Below are 16858 nucleotides of genomic sequence, written 5' to 3'. Positions count from 1 at the left end.
ATGTTTCGCATCCTGTTTCGCCTGTATCTGGTGACGATCATCTCGTACAGCGCGGCGATCTATTTGGTGCCTGACCTGATCGTCATGCTGTTCAAGGATCGCTTCGTTACTTACAACCTCGATTATTCGCGCGGTCTGCAATCGCTGATCACCCGCCAGTTTCATGCCGTGCCGCAAGAGCAGTGGCCGGCGCTGGCGGCGTCGATGGACAAGGATTTCCAGCCGCTGCACATCGTCCTGGCGCGGATCGACGATGCCGAGTTCACCGCCATCGAGCAGGAGCGCCTGCGTCGTGGTGAAAACGTCGTGCGTATCGGCGATTGGGGCTGGCGCACGCTGGCGGTGACGCCGCTGGATGACATCTCGGCCGTGCAAATGGTCGTGCCGCCGGACCCGATGGACGTCAATCTGTTGTACTGGAGCATTAACGTACTGATCGGCGCGAGCCTGCTCGCCTGCCTGCTGATGTGGCTGCGCCCGCACTGGCGTGATCTGGAACGGCTCAAAGGCACCGCCGAACGCTTCGGAAAGGGTCATTTGAGCGAACGCACGGAAATCGCCCCGAGTTCCAATATCGGCAGCCTCGCCAATGTCTTCGACACCATGGCCGGTGATATCGAAAACCTGCTCAATCAACAACGTGATCTGCTCAACGCCGTGTCCCACGAACTGCGTACGCCGCTGACGCGTCTGGATTTCGGCCTGGCTTTGGCCCTGTCCGATGACTTGCCGAGTGCCAGCCGCGAGCGCTTGCTGGGACTGGTCGCGCACATTCGTGAGCTGGATGAGTTGGTGCTGGAGTTGCTTTCCTACAGCCGCTTGCAGAATCCGGCGCAACTGCCGGAGCAGGTCGAGGTGTCGCTGGACGAGTTTATCGACAGCATTCTGGGTAGTGTCGATGAAGAACTGGAGTCGCCGGAGATCGTTATCGACGTATTGCTGCACGGTCAGCTCGAACGCTTCTCGCTCGATCCACGCCTGACCGCACGGGCGATCCAGAATCTGCTGCGCAACGCCATGCGCTATTGCGAAAAGCGCATTCAGATTGGTGTGCAGGTCAATGCCGAGGGCTGTGAGATCTGGGTCGATGATGACGGCATCGGTATTCCCGATGACGAGCGGGAGCGAATTTTCGAGCCGTTCTATCGACTGGATCGCAGTCGTGATCGGGCTACCGGTGGGTTTGGATTGGGGCTGGCGATCAGCCGTCGCGCATTGGAAGCACAGGGTGGCACGTTGACCGTAGAGTCCTCGCCGCTGGGCGGGGCACGATTCCGGTTGTGGTTGCCCACCACCGTCTAACCTGCGAAGAACTCCATGTAGGAGTGAGCCTTCTCGCGATGGCGATGTGTCAGTCAAACTTGCTTGACCTGACACACCGCCATCGCGAGCAGGCTCACTCCTACAGTGGTTTTTGGGGCGCACATAGAATCTATGAACACCCGAAGCCTCTGTGGGAGCGGGCTTGCCCGCGAAAGCGCTGGATCAGTCGCCATCTTCAGCGCTGGTTGTCCGTGATTTAGAGACGGCGAAGGCCTACTGCGTTCTTACACTTTCAGCCGTTGTGAACGCAGCAGCCCCGCATGTTGCTCAAGTTCTGCCGCCGAGTTACGGCCGATCAACATCCACGCATGCTCGCGCTCGGTCCAATACACCACATTCATCTCATGCCGACGCTCGTGCGCCAGCGGCTGACTGCCGCTGTTCGAACGGGTCACGCACAGCGCCAATGGCCCATGTTTGGCATCCAGATAAACGATCTGCGCAATGGGCACGCCGTCGTACTCAAGCATTTGTGCCCGTTTGAACTCGGCACCCGGCAGCTTCAAAGTCGCTGGCGAAAGGTTCAGGCCCAGGCGCGCATCAATCGTGCGCAGTTGCGCGCGTTGGGAGGCGTCGTCGCTGGGCAGATGATCGAGCGTCTGCGGCACATACAGGGCCATGTAATCGCCTACCAAGGCGCGCCAGTTGTTCGATTGCGCGGCATGCCAGCCGAGAAATAACCGGTCGGCCAAAGCACCTCCGGCCAACAGCGCAGCGGCGGCACCACCGATAAACCAGCGTCGGTTGAAGCCCGGACGCTGCGGCGCTGGAATGGCATCCAGCCGCGCTTGCAGGCGATCGAGCGGCGCCTGTTGCGCCAGTTCGTCATAGGCTTTCCTGTACGGCAGATTGCTGCGGCCGAGCCATTGCACGCGCAGACTCAGCAGCGAGTTTTCGGCAATCGCATTGTCGAGTTGATCGCGATATTCACCGTCGAGTTCGCCGTCCAGGTAGGCGACCAGTTGCTCATCCGAAGGTGTGTTCATGATCGGTCTCCTTCGGTGGGTTTCGGCACTGCCTGCAACGGTGGGTATTCGGCGAGTTTGAGGCGGGCGGTAGCCAGACGACTCATCACCGTGCCGATCGGCACTTGCAGGATTTCAGCGACTTCGCGGTAGGACAGGCCTTCGACATACGCCAGATACACGGTTTCGCGCTGGGTCTCGGGCAGCGCGTCGACGCGGCGGATCACTTGCGCGGCCATCACATGCGTCTGCGCGGCATACTCACCGTCGAACGCCAGTTGGCCATCGGCATCCACCTGACCCGCGCCCTGACGCACGCGACGAGCGCGCACTTCATTGACCCAGATCGAATGCAGAATACTCAGCAACCAGCGATCCATGCGCGTGCCGGCGATGTACTGATTGGCGCGTTCCAGTGCCCGCACACACGTTGCCTGCACCAGGTCCTCGGCCACGTGCCGATTGCGCGACAGCAGCAAACCGTAGCGCCACAATCGCGCCAGATGCTGTCCGAGTTCTGCTCTGAATGCCTGATCGTTGAAGATGATGGCGGCCCTTATAAGTGCTCAGGTTTTCGATGAATCGTTGATGGCTTCGGCCAGGTCCTGGTATTCCTCGCAGGCCGTGCCGCAAATCGATTGGATCTGCTGCAACTGCTCCTGCGCCAGGTCGACGCGACCTTTGATCACATAGGCCTCGCCGAGGTATTCGCGTACTTGCGCGTACTGCGGATCGAGCTTCACCGATTGCAGGTAATAACCGATGCCTTCGTCAGTGCGCCCCAGTTTGCGCGTGGCGTAACCGCGATAGTTGAGGGCCTTGGCGGTGTTCGGTTGTTTCAGTGTATCGAGCAGTGCCAGGGCTTCTTCGTAGCGACCGGCCTTGGCCAGGCGATAGGCGTAATCGGTACGGTCAGCGTCCGGTAACAGGCTGCTGGTTTGCAGCACGCACTTCTGCGTTTTGCTGTCCCAGACCTGGCCTTTCGGGCATTCGGGCTTCTGCACCGGCGCGTCTTCATCGCCATTGGCCAAGGCCAAATGGCTGGCCATCGCCGCGACCAGCAGCAACGGGGCGGCGAACATAACGGAACGGATAGTCATGGGCAAGGCTCCACAGGGGGTTATGGTTCACTTTGAACACCACAGCGTGAATTTTTATTCATTGCTTTATCAGTGACTGTTCAAGTTCAGCGTAAATTCAAGCGCTATGCTCGTCAGCGTCTGCCGTCGATCCGATGTTTTGCCGTAAGGAGCGTTGCCATGACCGACCACGTCCACCACTCAGCCGCTGCCGGCTTTAAAACCGCTGCCGACACCTACGTCAAAGGGCGGCCGGACTATCCGCCGCAAGTCAGTCAATGGTTGACCGCGACGCTGGGCCTGAATGGACACAAGACCGTGATCGATCTGGGCGCCGGCACCGGCAAGTTCACCGGGCGGCTGGTGGCCACCGGCGCTCAGGTGATCGCCGTGGAACCGGTGGCGCAGATGCTGGAAAAACTCTCTGACGCCTGGCCCGATGTGCTGGCCGTGAGCGGCACCGCGACCGACCTGCCGTTGCCGGATGCTTCAGTGGATGTGGTGATTTGCGCGCAAGCGTTTCACTGGTTCGCCAGTACCGAAGCGCTGACGGAAATCGCTCGGGTGCTCAAGCCCGGTGGCAAGTTGGGGCTGATCTGGAACCTGCGCGACACCCAGGTCAGTTGGGTGCCGAAACTGGACGCCATCGTCAACGCGCTGGAGGGCGACACGCCGCGTTACTACACCGGCGCCTGGCGCGAGGCCTTTCCGCACCCGGCGTTCGCGCCATTGCAGGTTGAACGGTTTCACCACGGCCATACTGGCTCGCCGGAAGACGTGATCTTCAACCGCGTGCGCTCGACCAGTTTCATCGCCGCGCTGCCGGAGGCGCAGCGGGCGAAGGTTGATGAGCAGATTCGCGCATTGATTGCCGCAGAGCCGGAGTTGCGTGGCAGAGATGTGCTGACGGTGCCGTATGAAACGGCTGCGTATGTCGCGGTGAGGCAGGGGTGAGGAAGCCGCGCTGTGAGAGGCGTTCGGCTGCCCGAATGCGTTATGTGTTGTCCGGGGTTCCGGACAGGCGAGTTGTCAAACCGCTGAATTTGAACACGCCTTTCTTAACGTCAACGGTCTTCTCTCCCGATTCGGTTTTACCGACAAACTCGATAGTCCCTTCCAGTCGGGGATCATCGACTGACGGGACAACCGTTAGAGTCATCTTGCCTGTCGTTGAAAAGTACGATGTCAAATCAACCTGGTCACCAAACGCATAGCTCGCTCGATAATCACGCTCGTCCACCTTAAGAATATGATCGCCAGTGCTGGCGTTTACAGGGACGTAGACACTCAGCCATGCATATTGAAGGCGAGGGGATTCAGAGATGACCTGCTCACCAAGGCCTTGCCAATAAGGCCCCTGATCAGGGAAGTAACCTTCGGTCAGACGCACCTTGCTCGCGTTGAACAGCGGGCGCCCACCTGCTTCCGTCTCCGCAGTAAATTCCCCTGTAGTGTTTTTCTCGAAATCACTCATCGCCAATGCTCCTGATGTCTGAACTCAGTGGGAGCAAGCTCCCGGTGAGGACTCAAGTTACTGCATCAGGATGTGCCGCATAACTGTCAGAGTTGACAGTTGACATCGAGGTTGATGAGGCATTCTTGAACGAGCTACACCTAGCCCTTACTGACACCGCCCCCTGTGGGAGCGAGCCTGCTCGCGAAGTCAATCTCCCCGGCATCCGATAACCCGGATCAACCCACCCGAGCCAGATCCACCGCTTTCCTGTTGCGCTCGCGAACCCCACGCACGACCAGATACAACAACGGCCCGACCGACACAAACACCGCCGTCAGCAACAAATACGGCAGCACCGACCAGACCGACTGCCCACGCGACCGGGCATCTTTGACCATCCATACGCCGGCCAGAGTCGCCAGCAGATACAGATCAATCACCACCTGCGCGGTGTCGGGGCGCGACATCAGGCTGATGCCAAAGTCGATCAACGACTGTTCAGCCTGGAGCATCACCGAAACGGTATAACCGCTAAACGCGAGCAAAGCTGTGAGGGGCAGGGCGATAGACATCATGCAATCCTTCCTTGGTGTGATGAGAGAGTCGCCAGACTAACGCCGCCGTGCAAAATTGGCCATTGACTTGCCAGCACCGCGCAGGCTAATTTCCAGCCCATGACTTCGACTGTATCGCGTTGCCAGCCAATTATTATTACCGCCATTCCTCATTTGGCGGGCTAGCTCACGACTGCAGCACCCAACCCGCCCTAGAGGCGGGTTTTTACTTTCTGTCTCCGGGGTTTTTGAAATGTGGCTCATGTAGGAGCTGCCGGAGGCTGCGATCTTTTGATCTTGTTTTTGATTTAGAAAAACCAAAGTCAAAAGATCGCAGCCTCCGGCAGCTCCTACAGGGACCGTGTGAATTCTGCCAAGGAGATGTTCATGAGTTACACATACGATCAGCAAACCCTGCTTGAGCACTACGTAAAAAAGATCCTCGCCGCGCCAGTGTACGACCTCGCGGTGCGCACGCCTTTGCAAGCGGCACCGGCGCTGTCGGAGGCGTTGGGCAACCGGATTCTGCTCAAGCGCGAAGACCTGCAACCGACGTTCTCCTTCAAGATCCGTGGCGCCTACAACAAACTGGTGCAACTCAGTGACGAGCAAAAGGCGCGCGGAGTAATCACCGCATCGGCCGGTAATCACGCGCAAGGTGTGGCGTTGGCAGCGCGCGAACTCGGGATTGCGGCGACCATCGTCATGCCAGCGACAACGCCGGAACTGAAAGTGCTGGGTGTGCGCAGTCGCGGCGCTGAAGCGTTGCTGCACGGCGAAAGTTTTCCGTTCGCACTGGCCCACGCGCTGCAACTGGCGGAACAGACCGGGCGCACCTTCGTGTCTCCATTCGATGACCCGGAAGTGATCGCCGGCCAGGGCACCGTGGCAATGGAAATTCTTCGTCAGCATCAAGGTGCGCTGGATGCGATTTTTATCCCGGTGGGCGGCGGTGGTCTGATCGCCGGCATCGCGGCCTATGTCAAATACCTGCGCCCGGAAGTGCGGATCATCGGCGTTGAATCGGAACATTCAGCGTGCCTGAAGGCCGCGCTGGAAGCCGATCAGCGCGTCGTGCTGCCCAATGTCGGCACCTTCGCCGATGGCGTGGCGGTAGCGCAGATCGGCGCGTTCGGATTTGAGGTCTGCCGCTTTTGCGTCGACGAGGTGATCACCGTCAGCAACGACGACCTCTGCGCAGCGATCAAGAATATCTACGACGATACCCGCTCGATCACCGAACCTTCCGGTGCCTTGGCCGTGGCCGGGATCAAGCAATACGTAGCGAGAACCGGGGCGAAAGAGCAGACATTTGTGGCGATCGACTCGGGCGCCAATATCAACTTCGACAGCCTGCGCCATGTCGCCGAGCGCGCCGCGTTGTGCGGCGTCTCGGCGTGAAGCGGCTTACGGCAGCAGAGGGCGCAGAAAGCTGCGCTCATAGCTGACGATGAACTTCTTCTCGACCAGGCTGGCCACCAGTGCGGTGCTTTCCGGATCGGTCATCGCGATGTGCCGATAGCTTTCGTAATCCGCCAGTGACGGAAAACTGAACAGGCAATAAGCGATGTTGCTCGCGCCTTCGGATGGCAAAAAGTAGCCGTGATGCGTGCCGCCCAAGCGCTCGACGATGCCGAGCCAGGCCTTGGCGTAGGCCTCGAACTCAGGCAGTTGGTACGGATCAATGACGTATCGGACGTGGCAGGTAATCAAGCAACGCACTCCTTGTTCGGGTTATTCCTGCAGGGCTGTACCGACTTTGTCCGACGCCGACCAGATGCGATAACGCACCTCGACGTCCGACGGCGCATACACCACGACCGGCAACTTGCTGTTGTACCGCAGCATGAAACCGTCACCGACGACCGGCACGAACGCGCGCTTCTTCTGGCTGCCGGGCGGGCAGGCCATCATCGTGCTCATCGGCCCGATGACTTTTTCCAGTCGATAGAACGGATAACCCCAGCCTTCAAGATTCTTCTCATCGAGAACACCGCCCAAACGCTGACGATTGCAGTCCACTTCAAGAGTTTTGCCAGCGAGGATTTCCACCTGGAAGTTCTCTTCCTGTTCTTGCTTGGGCAAGTGAATAACCTGGCGGGTGAACCCGGCTTCAGCCTTCGGGAACGGCGCGACGTCTTCAAGTTTGGCGGCGTGGGCGAGGGTGGACAGGCTGGCGATGAACAGCCCGGTGGTCGCGTAGACGCGGAAAGAACCCATGGAAGCCTCCGTGCGGGTGTAGGGTGGATAACGGGCATTCTTACCGTCATGGGCCGTGATTGCAAACCAGCGTCGAGTTGCAAATTGCAGTACCCGCCGAGGCCATTCTTGCAATTTGCAAGTAGCCAAATACTGGCACCGCCGCCAAGTGCTTGATTTCATGAGGGTGAAAATGAACCGATGAAAGGCACGCTTTATGCGTCTTTTCAGTGCGGCGCACCGGCCTTGGGCGCCTACACTCCAATGGGCATTTCGCAGTACCACCGCTTGTCGCACCAGGGAAACAGCGGGGACACACCCGTGCAGGGGCAGCAACGGTCAGCGTGAATACTTGATTGGCATCTCACAGTAAGGAGAGGGTTTCGCCATGTTTCTGTCTGCCTTGGAACTACGCAATATCATTGAAAGCAGTTTTTTGCCGAAACGCTGCCAGTGCACGCTGTCGCCGGACTTGTCGATGACCGTCAAGGTCTTCGGCGATCACCAGACCGATCAAGTCGATCTGCTGGTCAGTGGCATCGACGCCAGCCACCTCAATGGCTGTCGTGAAATCAACGAACTGATCGCCGGGCTGCGCTCGGATCTGAACCAGCAAACTGTGCAACATCACTACAGCCCACGCTCCAGAGTCGTCTAACGCACCGTTTCACCCAGTTCGACCGTCACGCGCCGGGCCTGCACAAAACCAAGGCCCAGCGCGAACTCGACCAGCACCGCGAGCAAAATCCCGGGGCCGGCATGACCGTTCAGCCATTCCGCAAACCCCAACACCGCCAAACCAAAACAACCGACGATAAACCCGTTGCTCAGCGCATTGCGCCCCAGCGACGGCGGCGCATTGCGCACCAGATAAAACATCACCCCCAACGCCGCAAACAGCACCGCACTGCGCCGCGCGACAAACCCGGCAGCGTCGGAATACTCGATGCTCCAGATCGCCAGCAGCCTCTCCGGGAAAACGCCCCAGGCCAGCGCCAGCAAAAAACACAACGAACACGTGAAGCCCGACAACGTGCGAAACGACAACTGCATGGCGAATCCTTGCGGCAGTGAGGAGGGCTCCGAGCATAACCGCCGAAACTCCCCACGCCTACCGCAAACCCGCAAATCAGACGTTTCTGTCAGTTCTGGAAGTTGCACGCGTCAGACAATTTCCGGTAGCTGATTTCTTCAGGCTTACCGGCATTGTCGATGTACTTCATGTTGGCCGTGACCACTTTGCACAGTTGCGTTGGTGGCTCGGTCAACGACACCACTTTGGCCACATGCAGCGGCATGCCGTACTGATACGGCACGGCTTTGGACGTGGCAGAAGTGTCGTTGGCCTGGGCCAGCCCGGCAAACGCGGTGCAGGCGAGGGCGGCGGTGAGCAATAAAGGACGAATGTTCATGAAAGGACTCCCGAGTGACGGTTCTAGCGTTCGGCGTGATTCACCCGAACCTGCCGCACTGGGCAACAGCCAGAATGGCTGAGGGCGTGCGGTTCAGTAGAGTTTTTGACCACGGCGTTAAGGGATGGTTAACCGAGCTGAACGCCGGCTGTCAGGGAGTGCGGCGGTTTTCTCAGGAAGGTTTGGCGAATTCCTACAAAGGCTGGTGCCTTGTCTGCTTTCGGCGGCTGGAGCGGGGCGGTTATTGTCGGTTGCCGCTGCAAAATCAGTGGTTCGGGTTTGGTCACCCGGGAATAATCGATTGCATATGTGCCATCATTTGCACCGCGGAGTTCTTTGACCGTGAAGTGCATAGCTGTGGCGGCCGTGTGCAGGACGCCTTCGGGCGAGCTGAGTTGATTGTTCTCGGTTGACCAAGCCTGTACACGGTCCGCCTCCCATCGTTTGGTCACGGTGTCGGCGGTTACTTTTGAAACAATCGAGTAATCAATATGCCAATAATCAAACTGCTACAAAACCGCTATCTCCCCCTCAGCAGCAACGTCACCGAAACGCCGACACTGCTCATCGACACCCAAGCCAACCCGAAAGACATCCTCGAAGCCGCCGTCCAGCGCATCCGCGCCGCCGCCGACCTGCTCGAAACCCTGCATTGCCTGTGCTTCAAGCACGCCGACGTGCAAGACATTCCACACATTACCCATGCGCTTTACCTGCTGACGCAGGATGGCAATGATTTGCTGCAGGTCGCACAGCAGCAGATGTTGAACTGGAAAGCGCCTGCTTGAGTTCACCCCTCAAAAAGCCTGCCGTCGAAAGAGGGCAGGCTGAGTGGTGGGTGTGGCGGATGCACAAGCTCATTGCGATTGCTGGGTGCGAGCGTATTCGACCAGATCTTTGGGGTAGACCATGTGATCGATTTTGCTGTCGTCAATGTCATACAGAAAGGCAGCAGCGCCTGCTTCAAAGGCCCAATACCCTACGTAAGTTCCTTCCTCTCCTTGAAGATGGGAGTCGTGCCAAGGTGCTTTCTTGAAAGCTCGATACCATTGCTGGCAGTATTTTTTAAGAAGTTTAGGCGGCTCGTCTTTGTTGTCGCTGTAGATCGCTTGGATAAGTAGTGTGTAGATGTCGTGATACCACTCATCTATGTCGTACCGATGTGGCAAAGCTTTATTTAACAAGGCCTCATAAAGGGTGTCTTCACCTGCATACCCTGCGTCGTCAATAAGTTTCACAAAGCGTAGGAGCAGGTCAGCCCGGTGTAAAAGTATGCAAAGACTGATGACTTGAACGGCTTCTTCGTACTGATTGGGCCAGTCATCGATTGCCAGAGGCGAAATGTTCGGCACGCCTAAATACTCGGCCAAAGTCTTTTGGCGAATTTCATATTTATCTATCAGTTCTTCAAGCATAGGAATAAGTTTTTCTATATGCTCAGCCGCTGTATAGGTGGCGAATAGCTTTTCCAAAGCGAGCGTCTGGAAATATCTGGCGCGCTGAGATGCTTCCTCTAACGCAGAGTCTGATTTGAATTTGTTTGTTGAGAACAAATTTAGAAGCTCATCATATTCCCTGAGGAAATTTTCATAGCGTGCGGCGCTAAAGAGTGTCTGTCGTATGTTCATGAGTATTCTGCTCCAATCGAATGGCCACATTTCTGGCGTATTCGACCAAGTCCTTTGGATAAATCATGTCATCTATTTTGCTATCGTCTATCCCATATAAAAATGCGATAGCTCCTGCTTCTATAGCCCAGTACCCTACGTAATTGCCATCTTCGCCCTGTAAGTGCGAATCGTGCCATGGAGCTTGCTTAAAAGCGGGGTACCATTGACTACAGTATTTTCTCAGAAGTCTCGATGCTTTCTTTTCGCTGTCTGCGTAGATAGCCTGTACTAAAGGCGAATAGACGTCGTGATACCACTGATCTATATCGTGTCTGCCAGGTAAAATCTTGCAAAGCAAATCTTCATAGAGTGTATCTGTGCCTTCGTAGCCGGCATTATCGATCAAAGTTACAAAACGCTTAAGCAGATCTGTGCGATGTAATAGGGTGCAAAACCCTATGACCTGAACGCATTCTTCATATTGATAGGGGTAATCACTAATTGCTAATGGTGATATGTCAGGGTTCTTTTCGTATTGTGCTAGTTTGACTTGCCATTCTTCATACTTGGACACTAAATCTTCAAGTATCGGAATGAGCGAGGGGACTGCTTCTCCTGCTGTGTAAGTCGCTAAAAGCTTATCCAGAGAGAGTCTTTGAAAAAATCTAGAGCGAAGCATTTCTTCTTCTTCGGAAGAATCAGATTTAAATGTTCTAGTGCGGTAAAAATCTATAGCATCGTCAGATGCCTTCAGAAAGATATTGTAATGATTTTCGCTATAAAAATTCTGTCTTTTCATTATGGTTAGTTCGAAGGGGGATCGGTTTGATCGAACCGTGCATACCAACGAATTGTGCTTTCTTCTCCAAAACAGTTTTCATGCTGAGAATATGTATGCAGTTGACTAGGTGTTGGTATGCGCAACGGTTTAAAAACGCGATTTACCGCTACATACACTGCCGGTAATGGTTCATCGATGGGGCCTAGATCCGGTAGTTCGCCGGCACGAATCACCAAGCCGTGTTGGTATTTCAGCATTTCTACATCGTTGCGACCGCTAAACGATTGACTTATAGCATCTATGCCGCCCAGTCGTTCCGTGAATCGATTGCCGATAACGGTATACCAATTGATTCCTTTAATATGGTCGAGAAGCTCTCGTTTGAAATTGGTCACTAAGGAGTCAACTTCGAGCCCCGTGTAACGCTGAGCTAGTTGGAATTTCATGGGCATATAGTTATCAAAATCGAAGGGCAAAATACTCGAAAGCCCGCCATATCCATGTTCCGCTTTAACTTGGTCGGCCAAGTAACCTATCCAGTCTCGATAACGGGTAGCCCCATCGGGTTCTTTCAAGATGCTCCATGGCAGCGTCATCTTCAGAAATGAGCGTTTTTTATCACCATGTACTTCAAATGAATTTAACGCAGATAAACTATATTCGCCGGCCTCATTGGCTGTAGCGGCACTGCTGATATGCCACTCGTGTTGTTCGTTTGAGGACGTCTTGAGGATTTTTGAAGTTTTTTTATCGGAACTCGCATCAGTTAGTTTTTTGTAGCGGTGATCAAACTGTCCTTTCAGGTGCTGACCAAATTCTTCCTTGAAACGTGCGAAACACTGCATGACAGCCTGCTTGCACTGCAACGTGTAACCGTCCTTGAAGTACAAGGTAACGATCAAGCCGAGTCTTACCACCGAGGTTCCATCCGATAACTCGAACGAAAAATCTGGCGCATTTTCTGAAAGCTTCTCGAGTCTATTCATTTTCTGAGCGCAGTTGATAATTTCTTGCGTATTCGACCAAGTCCTTTGGATAAACCATGTGATCGATTTTGCTGTCGTCTATCCCATATAAAAATGCGATAGCTCCTGCCTCGAACGCCCAGTATCCAACATAGCTTCCTTCGTCACCCTGCAGATGAGAGTCGTGCCAAGGCGCTTTTTTAAATGCCGGGTACCATTCTTTGCAATATTCCGCCAACAGATCAGATGCTTCATCTTTTTCATCTGCGTAGATGGCCTGGAGAAGAGGCGTATAAACTTCGTGGTACCAGTCGTAAATGTCTTCTCTGTCGGGGAGTACTTTGCATAGAAGATCCTCATACAAAGCATCTTGACCATTGTAGCCTGCTTTATCAAAGAGTTCGACGAATCGCTTTAGTAGATCTGTGCGGCGCAGCAGTATGCATAAGCTAATTACTTGAATACGCTCTTCGTACTCATCTAGCCAGTCGTCAATGGCAAGAGGGGATATATCTACTATATTTTCAGATAGAGATAGTTTTTTCTGGCGGTTCTCATAGTGTGTAATGAGCTCTTCGAGAAGCGGGACTAACGAGGTTATTTCTAATCCGGCGGTGTACGAGATGAACAGTTTCTTTAAGGCTACGTTTTTGAAGTGCGTAACTCTTAATGAGGCTTCTTGCTCTGGAGTGTCTGACTCGAATGTGTTGTTCGCCCAGAACTCTTTGGTTTCGTCGCTGTAAGCGAGAAAGTCGTTATATCTGACCTCGGTTAAAAATTCTTGTCTTCTGCTCATAACAGAGTTTTTACTCAAGGGCGAGGATGGTAGTGACAGTATTTTTGGTAAAACGCTTTTTGGTTTAATTGTAGATGGTTTGACTTGGTTTTTGTGAGGGGGTTGAGTAGTTCTGAAAGTAGGTCAAGTATATTACTTCCCGTTCTTGCACGCTTCGCTCAGCGCTCAGAGTACAAACCCGAATGAATGGTTGTTACTTTAGATCGAAAACCTCAAAACCTTTTCGACCGGGCAGTGTGTTGACACCTTTCGGTTCCTCTGGCTGCCCTTTGATTGCGACGTAGTCATAGACAAGGAATTTTGATGGGTCTTCATAACCCTCATTCGGTATCACCAAGCGCATTTGTTGTGCATTCAAGTACAACAGGCTCGGAAGCGCTTTTTCGGCGAAATCGATTCGCTCCAGGGTTTTGGTCTCTGGATTTTTGCGTACAACGGCTCCTTTCAAGTAGGGGGAGCCATAGTTCAGAGCGTAAACCAGACTGGATCCTGAGCATTTTGCTAATACGATGTTGCCAACGAAGTTTGTATCTGGCATGTCCGGAAAAGCGGTATCGACATTATCGCCAATCTTCACGAATAGCTGTTGTCCATCCTCACTTGAGCTGGCGAGCAAGGCCGCACTGGTTCCGTCGGCAATCGGGCAGTCCAGAACGACTTTTTTAGGATCAGCTAAAAGCGGACGACAAAAAATGGCAAAAACTAAAACAATCCACAAGTTTTTCATTGTAATGCCGTCCGCAAAACGTCCATCGAGTCAGGATTCGCCGCAAGTTTTTTGGCGCACTCACTTATTTTTTTGTAATAGACTCCATTGGTTTTGCCCCGGTATTTTTTATACGCCTCTTCCGTTGAACTGGAAATATCCAGCCAGTACTGCATGTACTCTGTTCCCAGTTGAATATTCTGAGCTTCGTCCCATATGGATTGGGATGCGTAAAAGGCTGCCCCAGCCGCAAAGGCTTCTTCAGTCTGAGCATCGCTCGGAGAACGTCCCAATTGTTTTTTCTTTCGGTATTTATAGACTTGTTTGACCGCAGGCTCTTGCATCTGCATAAGGCCTCGGGCTGAATGTTTACCTAAACCCGCATTCGCGTCAAAGCGTGACTCCATATAAATCTGGCAAATCACCGTATTGGTATCGATGGTGGATTTGTTATTGGCTTCCACGAGTTTTCTGATTTCTTTCAAGCGTTGACTATCGTTCACGGCAATTTTTGCTGGAGCGGTATCGGCTTTCGGCGTGAGTGGTTTCTTGGCTGTTGCTAGTGGTTTGTTTTTAGACATCTGAGTCGTCCCAACCCGGGTTGATAGGCGGAATATCGTCATAAACTTCAATAACGGCCGTTTCTGCTTCCGTACTCGAAATTTTTGCAGTTCTTCCATCTGCATTGGTTCGACCTACAATTTGTTTACCAGATGAGGTCTTAATCATATACGGGAAGTTTTTTAGCGGTAATCCAGTATCTTGACTGGTTATAAGGAAATCCAAATCATGTGGGGTTTTCTCAAGCACTTTTTTGCGTTCAAGCAAGTGTCCGACACTACCTACGGCAGCAAGAGTGGGAATCAACGGCACCAAAATCCCGATCCCGGTGCCAACCCCAGGCGCGCCGCCGGTATTGACCTTCACTTCTGCGCCGCTGATGGTCACGCCGCCGGCGTCGACCTTGACGAAACTGCCGCCAGCCTTGGCGGTGAGTTCCATGCCGGCGTCTACCACGACCTTGTCGCCGGCGTGGTAGTGGATTTCGCTGCCGGCTTCGACGAATTGAGCGGTGCCGATTTTTACGTGCTGGGTCACGCCGACGGTCAGGTGCTCGTCGGCGCGCATCTCGCTGATGCGGTCCAGATGGGTGATGCGGTGTTCTTCAACCTTGAACTCGCTCAGCGTGTTGGCTTCGACGGTGTCGTGCCGTTCGTTGCCGACGCGGATTTTCTGGTCGTGCTCGATGTTTTCGTCCCAGTCGCGCTGGGCGTGGATGTAGATCTGCTCGACGCCTTTCTTGTCTTCGATGCGGAACTCGTTGTAGCCCTTGCCGCCCGGTGAACTCAGGGTTTTGAAGGTGCTGCGGGTTTTGTTCGCCGGCAGGTCGTAGGGGACGACGTTTTCCTTGTGGTACAGGCAGCCGGTGACCAGTGGCTGATCGGGGTCGCCTTCGAGGAAGGTGACGAGGACTTCCATGCCGATGCGCGGGATGGCGATGCCGCCGTACGCTGCGCCGGCCCAGCCGCTGGCGACGCGCATCCAGCAGGTGGTTTTGTCGTTGGACTGACCGTCGCGGTCCCAGTGGAATTGCACTTTGATGCGGCCGTACTGGTCGCAGTGGATTTCTTCGCCCGCCGGGCCGGTGACGACAGCGGTCTGGCTGCCGAGGACTTTTGGTTTCGGGTGTTCAAGGGCAGGGCGGTAGTGTGCGTCCCACGGGGTGGCGAGGAAGCTGTTGCGGTAGCCCTGGTGGAAATCGCTTTTGTTGTCGGTGACGTCGCTGGTGACGTTTTCGCCGAGGACTTGCGGTTGTTTGCCTTCGTGGAAGACTTCCAGCAGCAGCCACAGGTCGTTCCATTCGGCGCGCGGGTGTTCGGCGAGCGTGAGGAAGTGGCCACTGGTCAGCGTCGGTTCGTCACCTTTGCCTTCGGCGAGTTTGTAGTCGCTGCGATGGCGTTCGAGGGCGCGGGTGGCAAGGAACTTGCCGCGCTCGCGGGTGGTGAAGCGGCCGGGGTAGTCGTAGTCCTCGAGGTCCGGGGCAAAGGTGCTTTTCGCCGTGCCTTCGGGGAGGATCTGCGGTTTTTCGAAGTCGTAGTCGCGGCGGCTGACGCTCGTAGTGCGGGTTTCCAGACGCAGGTTGAAGCGTTTGATCACCGGTTTGTCGGCGGCCATGCCGGAGTCTTGCTGGTAGCTCACCGGTTTCAGCTTACGGAACACGGTCTGGTCGTCGCCGAACACCAGTTTGTGGCCGCTGCTGCTGTGCTGGAAGTGGAAGTGAATGCCTTCTTCTTCGCACAGGCGCTGGATGAAGTGCAGGTCGGATTCGTCGTACTGCACGCAGTAGTCGCGTTCCGGGTATTCGGCGTTGAGCTGGAAGCTGTAGGCGTCGGCAAGAATGCCGCGATCTTCCAGCACCTGAGCGATGATCTTCGGTACGGTCAGTTGCTGGAAAATCTGCTGATCGTGGTTGTGCCGCAGGTAGGCCAGTTGTGGCACCAGGCTGAGGCTGTAACGGGTCAGGGTCTTGCCGGAGTCGCCTTGCTCGATGCGATAGACCAGACCGTGGATCTTGCCTTCGCCGGTCGGGCCGAAAGTCAAGACGCCGGGCTTGTGCAACAGCTCTTCGAGTTTGAGGTCGGGGCGCGCGCTGACGAGTTCGAGGTCGAAACGGAACGGTTGGTTGAGGGCTTCGCGACCGGTGAAGCTGAGGACTTGCAGGTCGGCGTTGGCGCCTTCAAGCGTGAGGGTAATGTGGGTTGCGTTGGCGTCCAGCATGCCTTGAATTCCGTCCGTTGAATAAGCAGGTGACGGATGATGGAGGATTCGGCGGCACCGTTCAAGGCACAAAAGCCGTAGGTCTGGCAGGTTTGCGGTATAGGGAAAACCCTTAGATGGGGTGTTTCGCCCAGTGAAACCGGGCGTTTCGTGCGAATTGGCGTCGATTGCCAGCAACTTTTCCCACGACCCGGGGTTGAAGAATCCTCAGTCAGATTCAGACTAAAGTCGCCT

21 protein-coding genes and 1 pseudogene are annotated in these 16858 nt (G+C 55.0%); 6 read left to right on the top strand and 16 right to left on the bottom strand.

The features are described from left to right. Entirely contained in the window at positions 1 to 1302 is a 1302-nt protein-coding gene (locus M5G26_RS07095; RefSeq protein ID WP_134177386.1) for an ATP-binding protein, read from the top strand. Positions 1303 to 1547: 245 nt separating this feature from the next. On the opposite strand, the gene M5G26_RS07090 is transcribed toward M5G26_RS07095, so the two are convergent. The 3 genes from M5G26_RS07090 to M5G26_RS07080 all read right to left on the bottom strand — a co-directional run bounded on the left by M5G26_RS07090 (position 1548) and on the right by M5G26_RS07080 (position 3388). Further along, positions 1548 to 2309, bottom strand: coding sequence for a transcriptional regulator (locus M5G26_RS07090; RefSeq protein ID WP_273914839.1), 762 nt, complete (start codon positions 2307 to 2309; stop codon positions 1548 to 1550). Further along, positions 2306 to 2791 (bottom strand): sigma-70 family RNA polymerase sigma factor, encoded by a 486-nt coding sequence (locus tag M5G26_RS07085; RefSeq protein ID WP_401042478.1) that lies wholly within the window; start codon positions 2789 to 2791, stop codon positions 2306 to 2308. The genes M5G26_RS07090 and M5G26_RS07085 overlap by 4 nt, the downstream gene beginning before the upstream one ends. Before the next feature lie 63 nt (positions 2792 to 2854). Then, positions 2855 to 3388 (bottom strand): tetratricopeptide repeat protein, encoded by a 534-nt coding sequence (locus tag M5G26_RS07080; protein WP_150692351.1) that lies wholly within the window; start codon positions 3386 to 3388, stop codon positions 2855 to 2857. Positions 3389 to 3547: 159 nt separating this feature from the next. Between M5G26_RS07080 and M5G26_RS07075 the strand changes: the two genes are divergently transcribed. Continuing rightward, positions 3548 to 4321 carry a class I SAM-dependent methyltransferase gene (locus M5G26_RS07075; protein ID WP_273914837.1) on the top strand — a complete coding sequence of 258 codons (774 nt, stop codon included), beginning with the start codon at positions 3548 to 3550 and terminating at the stop codon, positions 4319 to 4321. A gap of 40 nt (positions 4322 to 4361) precedes the next feature. Here M5G26_RS07075 and M5G26_RS07070 read toward each other — a convergent pair whose 3' ends face one another. Together M5G26_RS07070 and M5G26_RS07065 are read right to left on the bottom strand one after the other, a co-directional pair. Continuing rightward, positions 4362 to 4841, bottom strand: a complete 480-nt coding sequence (locus tag M5G26_RS07070) for a hypothetical protein (protein WP_134177391.1) — start codon at positions 4839 to 4841, stop codon at positions 4362 to 4364. A gap of 218 nt (positions 4842 to 5059) precedes the next feature. Continuing rightward, positions 5060 to 5398 (bottom strand): DUF2834 domain-containing protein, encoded by a 339-nt coding sequence (locus tag M5G26_RS07065; RefSeq protein ID WP_273914836.1) that lies wholly within the window; start codon positions 5396 to 5398, stop codon positions 5060 to 5062. A gap of 360 nt (positions 5399 to 5758) precedes the next feature. Between M5G26_RS07065 and ilvA the strand changes: the two are divergent. Next, positions 5759 to 6760: pseudogene (ilvA, locus tag M5G26_RS07060) on the top strand (threonine ammonia-lyase, biosynthetic); the annotation flags it as partial. 24 nt (positions 6761 to 6784) lie between these two features. Here the strand turns inward: ilvA and M5G26_RS07055 are convergent. Both M5G26_RS07055 and eco read right to left on the bottom strand, forming a co-directional pair. Further along, entirely contained in the window at positions 6785 to 7090 is a 306-nt protein-coding gene (locus tag M5G26_RS07055) for an NIPSNAP family protein (RefSeq protein ID WP_064362707.1), read from the bottom strand. Between the two features lie 21 nt (positions 7091 to 7111). Then, positions 7112 to 7597 (bottom strand): serine protease inhibitor ecotin, encoded by a 486-nt coding sequence (gene eco / locus M5G26_RS07050; RefSeq protein ID WP_122599955.1) that lies wholly within the window; start codon positions 7595 to 7597, stop codon positions 7112 to 7114. Between the two features lie 367 nt (positions 7598 to 7964). On the opposite strand from eco, the gene M5G26_RS07045 reads away from it, so the two are divergent. Then, a complete protein-coding gene (locus M5G26_RS07045; RefSeq protein WP_007912157.1) occupies positions 7965 to 8234 on the top strand; it encodes a DUF1652 domain-containing protein in 270 nt (89 codons plus the stop codon). On the opposite strand, the gene M5G26_RS07040 is transcribed toward M5G26_RS07045, so the two are convergent. Beyond that, on the bottom strand, positions 8231 to 8629 hold the full coding sequence (locus M5G26_RS07040; RefSeq protein ID WP_026000451.1) for a hypothetical protein: 399 nt from the start codon (positions 8627 to 8629) through the stop codon (positions 8231 to 8233). The genes M5G26_RS07045 and M5G26_RS07040 overlap by 4 nt on opposite strands. An 89-nt stretch (positions 8630 to 8718) precedes the next feature. Next, positions 8719 to 8988, bottom strand: a complete 270-nt coding sequence (locus tag M5G26_RS07035) for a DUF2790 domain-containing protein (RefSeq protein ID WP_273914835.1) — start codon at positions 8986 to 8988, stop codon at positions 8719 to 8721. A 14-nt stretch (positions 8989 to 9002) separates the two neighbouring features. Between M5G26_RS07035 and M5G26_RS07030 the strand changes: the two genes are divergently transcribed. Both M5G26_RS07030 and M5G26_RS07025 read left to right on the top strand, forming a co-directional pair. After that, positions 9003 to 9401, top strand: coding sequence for a hypothetical protein (locus M5G26_RS07030; protein ID WP_273914834.1), 399 nt, complete (start codon positions 9003 to 9005; stop codon positions 9399 to 9401). Positions 9402 to 9479: 78 nt separating this feature from the next. Beyond that, the gene (locus M5G26_RS07025) at positions 9480 to 9776 is read left to right on the top strand and encodes a hypothetical protein (RefSeq protein WP_038368500.1); all 297 of its coding nucleotides are present in this window, start codon (positions 9480 to 9482) and stop codon (positions 9774 to 9776) included. A 69-nt stretch (positions 9777 to 9845) separates the two neighbouring features. On the opposite strand, the gene M5G26_RS07020 is transcribed toward M5G26_RS07025, so the two are convergent. From M5G26_RS07020 to tssI, 7 genes are all read right to left on the bottom strand, one after another. Then, positions 9846 to 10616 carry a PoNe immunity protein domain-containing protein gene (locus M5G26_RS07020; protein WP_273914832.1) on the bottom strand — a complete coding sequence of 257 codons (771 nt, stop codon included), beginning with the start codon at positions 10614 to 10616 and terminating at the stop codon, positions 9846 to 9848. Beyond that, positions 10591 to 11397 carry a PoNe immunity protein domain-containing protein gene (locus tag M5G26_RS07015; protein WP_443218375.1) on the bottom strand — a complete coding sequence of 269 codons (807 nt, stop codon included), beginning with the start codon at positions 11395 to 11397 and terminating at the stop codon, positions 10591 to 10593. Before M5G26_RS07015 ends, M5G26_RS07020 begins: the two co-directional genes overlap by 26 nt. Positions 11398 to 11402: 5 nt before the next feature. After that, positions 11403 to 12365, bottom strand: coding sequence for a type VI immunity family protein (locus M5G26_RS07010; protein WP_273914831.1), 963 nt, complete (start codon positions 12363 to 12365; stop codon positions 11403 to 11405). After that, complete coding sequence (locus M5G26_RS07005) at positions 12358 to 13140, bottom strand: PoNe immunity protein domain-containing protein (protein ID WP_273914830.1); 783 nt, start codon at positions 13138 to 13140, stop codon at positions 12358 to 12360. The genes M5G26_RS07010 and M5G26_RS07005 overlap by 8 nt, the downstream gene beginning before the upstream one ends. 193 nt (positions 13141 to 13333) lie before the next feature. After that, a complete protein-coding gene (locus M5G26_RS07000; RefSeq protein ID WP_273914829.1) occupies positions 13334 to 13867 on the bottom strand; it encodes a hypothetical protein in 534 nt (177 codons plus the stop codon). Then, positions 13864 to 14427 carry a lytic transglycosylase domain-containing protein gene (locus tag M5G26_RS06995; protein WP_273914828.1) on the bottom strand — a complete coding sequence of 188 codons (564 nt, stop codon included), beginning with the start codon at positions 14425 to 14427 and terminating at the stop codon, positions 13864 to 13866. The genes M5G26_RS07000 and M5G26_RS06995 overlap by 4 nt, the downstream gene beginning before the upstream one ends. After that, positions 14420 to 16624: a type VI secretion system Vgr family protein gene (gene tssI / locus M5G26_RS06990; RefSeq protein ID WP_273914827.1), complete on the bottom strand. Its 2205-nt coding sequence runs from the start codon at positions 16622 to 16624 to the stop codon at positions 14420 to 14422. The genes M5G26_RS06995 and tssI overlap by 8 nt, the downstream gene beginning before the upstream one ends. Positions 16625 to 16858: the final 234 nt, after the last annotated feature.

The sequence above is a fragment of the Pseudomonas sp. TNT2022 ID642 genome (assembly GCF_028656995.1).
Taxonomy (GTDB): domain Bacteria; phylum Pseudomonadota; class Gammaproteobacteria; order Pseudomonadales; family Pseudomonadaceae; genus Aquipseudomonas.
This window is presented reverse-complemented; position numbering and strand designations above follow the sequence as displayed.